The sequence below is a fragment of the Pseudonocardia humida genome (assembly GCF_023898865.1).
In the GTDB taxonomy this organism is placed as follows: domain Bacteria; phylum Actinomycetota; class Actinomycetes; order Mycobacteriales; family Pseudonocardiaceae; genus Pseudonocardia; species Pseudonocardia humida.
Window position 1 is genome coordinate 1 of sequence record NZ_JAGSOV010000117.1, and the last position, 5,384, is coordinate 5,384.

Consider the following 5,384-nt stretch of genomic DNA (forward strand, 5'->3'; position numbering starts at 1 on the left):
AAAAAAGGGCCCGGTTCCGCAAATAGCGGAACCGGGCCCCAATGTTGAATGTCGGCGGCGACCTACTCTCCCACACCCTGACGAGTGCAGTACCATCGGCGCTGGAGGGCTTAGCTTCCGGGTTCGGAATGGGACCGGGCGTACCCCCTCCGCCACAACCACCGACAACACTATCCAAACAAACAGATAGAAGCTGCGAATGTGGTTGTGTGCTCAGGGTCACACAGTGGATGCGAACAACAATGTTGTGGTCAAGCCCTCGGCCTATTAGTACCAGTCAACTCCACCCCTCACGAGGCTTCCATCTCTGGCCTATCAACCCCATGGTCTCTAGGGGGCCTTAACCACGCAAAGGTGGTGGGATACCTCATCTTGGAACGAGCTTCCCGCTTAGATGCCTTCAGCGGTTATCCCTTCCGAACATAGCCAACCAGCCATGCCCCTGGCGGGACAACTGGCACACCAGAGGTTCGTCCGTCCCGGTCCTCTCGTACTAGGGACAGCCTTCCTCAAGTATCCTACGCGCGCGGCGGATAGGGACCGAACTGTCTCACGACGTTCTAAACCCAGCTCGCGTACCGCTTTAATGGGCGAACAGCCCAACCCTTGGGACCGACTCCAGCCCCAGGATGCGACGAGCCGACATCGAGGTGCCAAACCATGCCGTCGATATGGACTCTTGGGCAAGATCAGCCTGTTATCCCCGGGGTACCTTTTATCCGTTGAGCGACACCCCTTCCACCAGGTGGTGCCGGATCACTAGTCCCGACTTTCGTCCCTGCTCGACCCGTCAGTCTCACAGTCAAGCTCCCTTGTGCACTTACACTCAACACCTGATTGCCAACCAGGCTGAGGGAACCTTTGGGCGCCTCCGTTACTCTTTGGGAGGCAACCGCCCCAGTTAAACTACCCACCAGGCACTGTCCCTGAACCAGATCATGGCCCGAGGTTCAGACACCCAATTCGACCAGAGTGGTATTTCAAGAACGACTCCACACCCACTAGCGTGAACGCTTCACAGTCTCCCACCTATCCTACACAAGCCGAACCGAGCACCAATACCAAGCTGTAGTAAAGGTCCCGGGGTCTTTCCGTCCTGCCGCGCGTAACGAGCATCTTTACTCGTAATGCAATTTCGCCGAGTCTGTGGTCGAGACAGCGCCCAAGTCGTTACGCCATTCGTGCAGGTCGGAACTTACCCGACAAGGAATTTCGCTACCTTAGGATGGTTATAGTTACCACCGCCGTTTACTGGCGCTTAAATTCTCCGCTTCGCCCCCGAAGGGACTAACAGGTCCTCTTAACGTTCCAGCACCGGGCAGGCGTCAGTCCGTATACATCGTCTTACGACTTCGCACGGACCTGTGTTTTTAGTAAACAGTCGCTTGGGCCTGGTCTCTGCGACCGCCCAACCCTAGCCCGCGAAGGGCTTCAAGCCAGACGGTCCTCCTTCTCCCGAAGTTACGGAGGTATTTTGCCGAGTTCCTTAACCACAGTTCACTCGATCGCCTCGGTATTCTCTACCTGACCACCTGTGTCGGTTTAGGGTACGGGCCGCAACAGCACTCGCTAGAGGCTTTTCTCGGCAGCATGGGATCACCCTACTTCGCCTCAATCGGCTACGCATCACCTCTCACCCTTCACGAGAACCGGATTTACCTGGATCTCGGGCTACAGGCTTGCACCAGGACAACCAACGCCTGGCGGAGCTACCCTCCTGCGTCACCCCATCGCTTGTCTACTACCAGGTCGGGTCCCACGCTCCCCCAACAAACCAACCCGAAGGTCAGTAAGCGGGTTCGGATGGTCAGCATCCCTGGCCTCGACACGGGCGCACTATCACGAGCACGGGAATATCAACCCGTTGTCCATCGACTACGCCTGTCGGCCTCGCCTTAGGTCCCGGCTCACCCTGGGCGGAACAACCTGGCCCAGGAACCCTTGGTCATTCGGCGGCAGAGATTCTCACTCTGCATTCGCTACTCATGCCTGCATTCTCACTCACACACCCTCCACCCCTGGGTCACCCCGGAGCTTCGCCGGATGCATGACGCTCCCCTACCCAACACCACAACTACACAACCACCCGAAGATGGAAGCGGATTACCAATGATGTTGCCACGGCTTCGGCGGTGCACTTGAGCCCCGCTACATTGTCGGCGCAGGACCACTTGACCAGTGAGCTATTACGCACTCTTTAAAGGGTGGCTGCTTCTAAGCCAACCTCCTGGTTGTCCGGGCGATCCCACATCCTTTCCCACTTAGCACACGCTTAGGGGCCTTAGCCGGTGATCTGGGCTGTTTCCCTCTCGACTACGAAGCTTATCCCCCGCAGTCTCACTGCCGCGCTAAAAGTACCGGCATTCGGAGTTTGGCTGAGTTCAGTAAGCTTGTCGGCCCCCTAGCCCATCCAGTGCTCTACCTCCGGCACCCACCACACGACGCTGCACCTAAATGCATTTCGGGGAGAACCAGCTATCACGGAGTTTGATTGGCCTTTCACCCCTACCCACAGCTCATCCCCCAGGTTTTCAACCCTGGTGGGTTCGGGCCTCCACGACCTCTTACAGCCGCTTCACCCTGGCCATGGGTAGATCACTCCGCTTCGGGTCTACACCCCGCGACTACAACGCCCTATTCAGACTCGCTTTCGCTACGGCTACCCCACAACAGGTTAACCTCGCCACGAAGCATAACTCGCAGGCTCATTCTTCAAAAGGCACGCCATCACCACACGAAGAGGCTCTGACGGCTTGTAAGCACACGGTTTCAGGTACTATTTCACTCCCCTCCCGGGGTACTTTTCATCTTTCCCTCACGGTACTAGTCCGCTATCGGTCATCAGGTAGTATTTAGGCTTACCGGGTGGTCCCGGCGGATTCACAGCAGATTCCACGAGCCCGCTGCTACTCGGGAACACGACCCAACATGACGCATGCGTTTTCGTGTACGGGGCTCTCACCCACTACGGCGACCCTTTCCAGAGGTCTTCCACTAACACACACAACCACATTCACCATCTCGGCAGAAATGATACGGTCGGTCCCACAACACCCACACTGCAACGCCTGCCGGCTTGACACAGCATCGGTTTAGCCACATCCGCTTTCGCTCGCCACTACTCACGGAATCACTATTGTTTTCTCTTCCTGTGGGTACTGAGATGTTTCACTTCCCCACGTTCCCCCCAACACCCTATGAATTCAGATGCTGGTAACGCCCCATGACGGGCGCTGGGTTTCCCCATTCGGACACCCTCGGATCACAGCTAGGTTGACAACTCCCCGAGGACTATCGCGGCCTCCCACGTCCTTCATCGGCTCCTGATGCCAAGACATCCACCATGTGCTCTTACACACTTCACCACAACAAGATGCTCGCATCCACTATGCAACACTCAACACACAACCACACCCCAACCCACACGACCACCACCACACCCACCCAGAAACCTTCGGGATGCGTTAGACGGCCCAGGCCAGGAGCAGCCACCAGAAAAAACACCAACCAGGTGTCTCCTCAGGACCCAACAGTGTGCCAAGCCACGCTCATCCAGGACTGCATCAGTCTCGTGTTCCACCCAGCCACACTCCACCCGCGCCGAAACGCGATCACGAGAGCATGGAATCAGAGATAAGGACAACCAGCCCACCGCACCCACCGACCGAAGCCGGCGAACCACGAACCGAACCGGTCTATCCCACCAACACGGTGAGACTCCTTAGAAAGGAGGTGATCCAGCCGCACCTTCCGGTACGGCTACCTTGTTACGACTTCGTCCCAATCGCCAGTCCCACCTTCGACAACTCCCTCCCACAAGGGGTTAGGCCGTCGGCTTCGGGTGTTACCAACTTTCGTGACGTGACGGGCGGTGTGTACAAGGCCCGGGAACGTATTCACCGCAGCGTTGCTGATCTGCGATTACTAGCGACTCCAACTTCACGGGGTCGAGTTGCAGACCCCGATCCGAACTGAGACCAGCTTTAAGGGATTCGCTCCACCTCACGGTCTCGCAGCCCTCTGTACTGGCCATTGTAGCATGTGTGAAGCCCTGGACATAAGGGGCATGATGACTTGACGTCATCCCCACCTTCCTCCGAGTTGACCCCGGCAGTCTCCCATGAGTCCCCGGCATAACCCGCTGGCAACATGGAACGAGGGTTGCGCTCGTTGCGGGACTTAACCCAACATCTCACGACACGAGCTGACGACAGCCATGCACCACCTGCACACCAACCACAAGGGAACGCCTATCTCTAGACGCGTCTGGCGCATGTCAAACCCAGGTAAGGTTCTTCGCGTTGCATCGAATTAATCCACATGCTCCGCCGCTTGTGCGGGCCCCCGTCAATTCCTTTGAGTTTTAGCCTTGCGGCCGTACTCCCCAGGCGGGGCGCTTAATGCGTTAGCTGCGGCACAGAGACCGTGGAATGGCCCCCACACCTAGCGCCCACCGTTTACGGCGTGGACTACCAGGGTATCTAATCCTGTTCGCTCCCCACGCTTTCGCTCCTCAGCGTCAGTATCGGCCCAGAGACCCGCCTTCGCCACCGGTGTTCCTCCTGATATCTGCGCATTTCACCGCTACACCAGGAATTCCAGTCTCCCCTGCCGAACTCCAGTCATGCCCGTATCGACCGCAAGCTCAGGGTTAAGCCCCAAGTTTTCACGACCGACGCGACAGACCGCCTACGAGCTCTTTACGCCCAATAATTCCGGACAACGCTCGCACCCTACGTATTACCGCGGCTGCTGGCACGTAGTTGGCCGGTGCTTCTTATCCAGGTACCGTCACTCACGCTTCGTCCCTGGCGAAAGAGGTTTACAACCCGAAGGCCGTCATCCCCCACGCGGCGTCGCTGCGTCAGGCTTTCGCCCATTGCGCAATATTCCCCACTGCTGCCTCCCGTAGGAGTCTGGGCCGTGTCTCAGTCCCAGTGTGGCCGGTCGCCCTCTCAGGCCGGCTACCCGTCGTCGCCTTGGTAGGCCATCACCCCACCAACAAGCTGATAGGCCGCGGGCCCATCCCCAACCGAAAAACTTTCCACCACACACCATGCGACATGTAGTCATATCCGGTATTAGACCCAGTTTCCCGGGCTTATCCCAGAGTTGGGGGCAGGTCACCCACGTGTTACTCACCCGTTCGCCGCTCGTGTACCCCGAAGGGCCTTACCGCTCGACTTGCATGTGTTAAGCACGCCGCCAGCGTTCGTCCTGAGCCAGGATCAAACTCTCCAACAAAACCTGGCAAAACCACCGAGGAAGCCAACGCACGGGGTACGCGCTCCACTCGGCCGAACAAATATCTGGCACAAAACCAAAACCAGAAAAACAATAGCTCGACACACTGTTGAGTTCTCAAAAGACACCCACACACCATC

General features: G+C 57.7%; 3 rRNA genes. All 3 read right to left on the bottom strand.

From position 1 onward, the window contains the following. Positions 1-49 precede the first annotated feature (49 nt). Positions 50-166: ribosomal RNA gene (gene rrf, locus KDL28_RS39970) — 5S ribosomal RNA — on the bottom strand. An 81-nt stretch (positions 167-247) separates the two neighbouring features. Continuing rightward, positions 248-3,365, bottom strand: a 23S ribosomal RNA gene (locus tag KDL28_RS39975). 360 nt (positions 3,366-3,725) lie between these two features. Further along, positions 3,726-5,244, bottom strand: a 16S ribosomal RNA gene (locus KDL28_RS39980). Together the 16S, 23S and 5S rRNA genes form the textbook arrangement of a ribosomal RNA operon. Between the last annotated feature and the right edge of the window lie 140 nt (positions 5,245-5,384).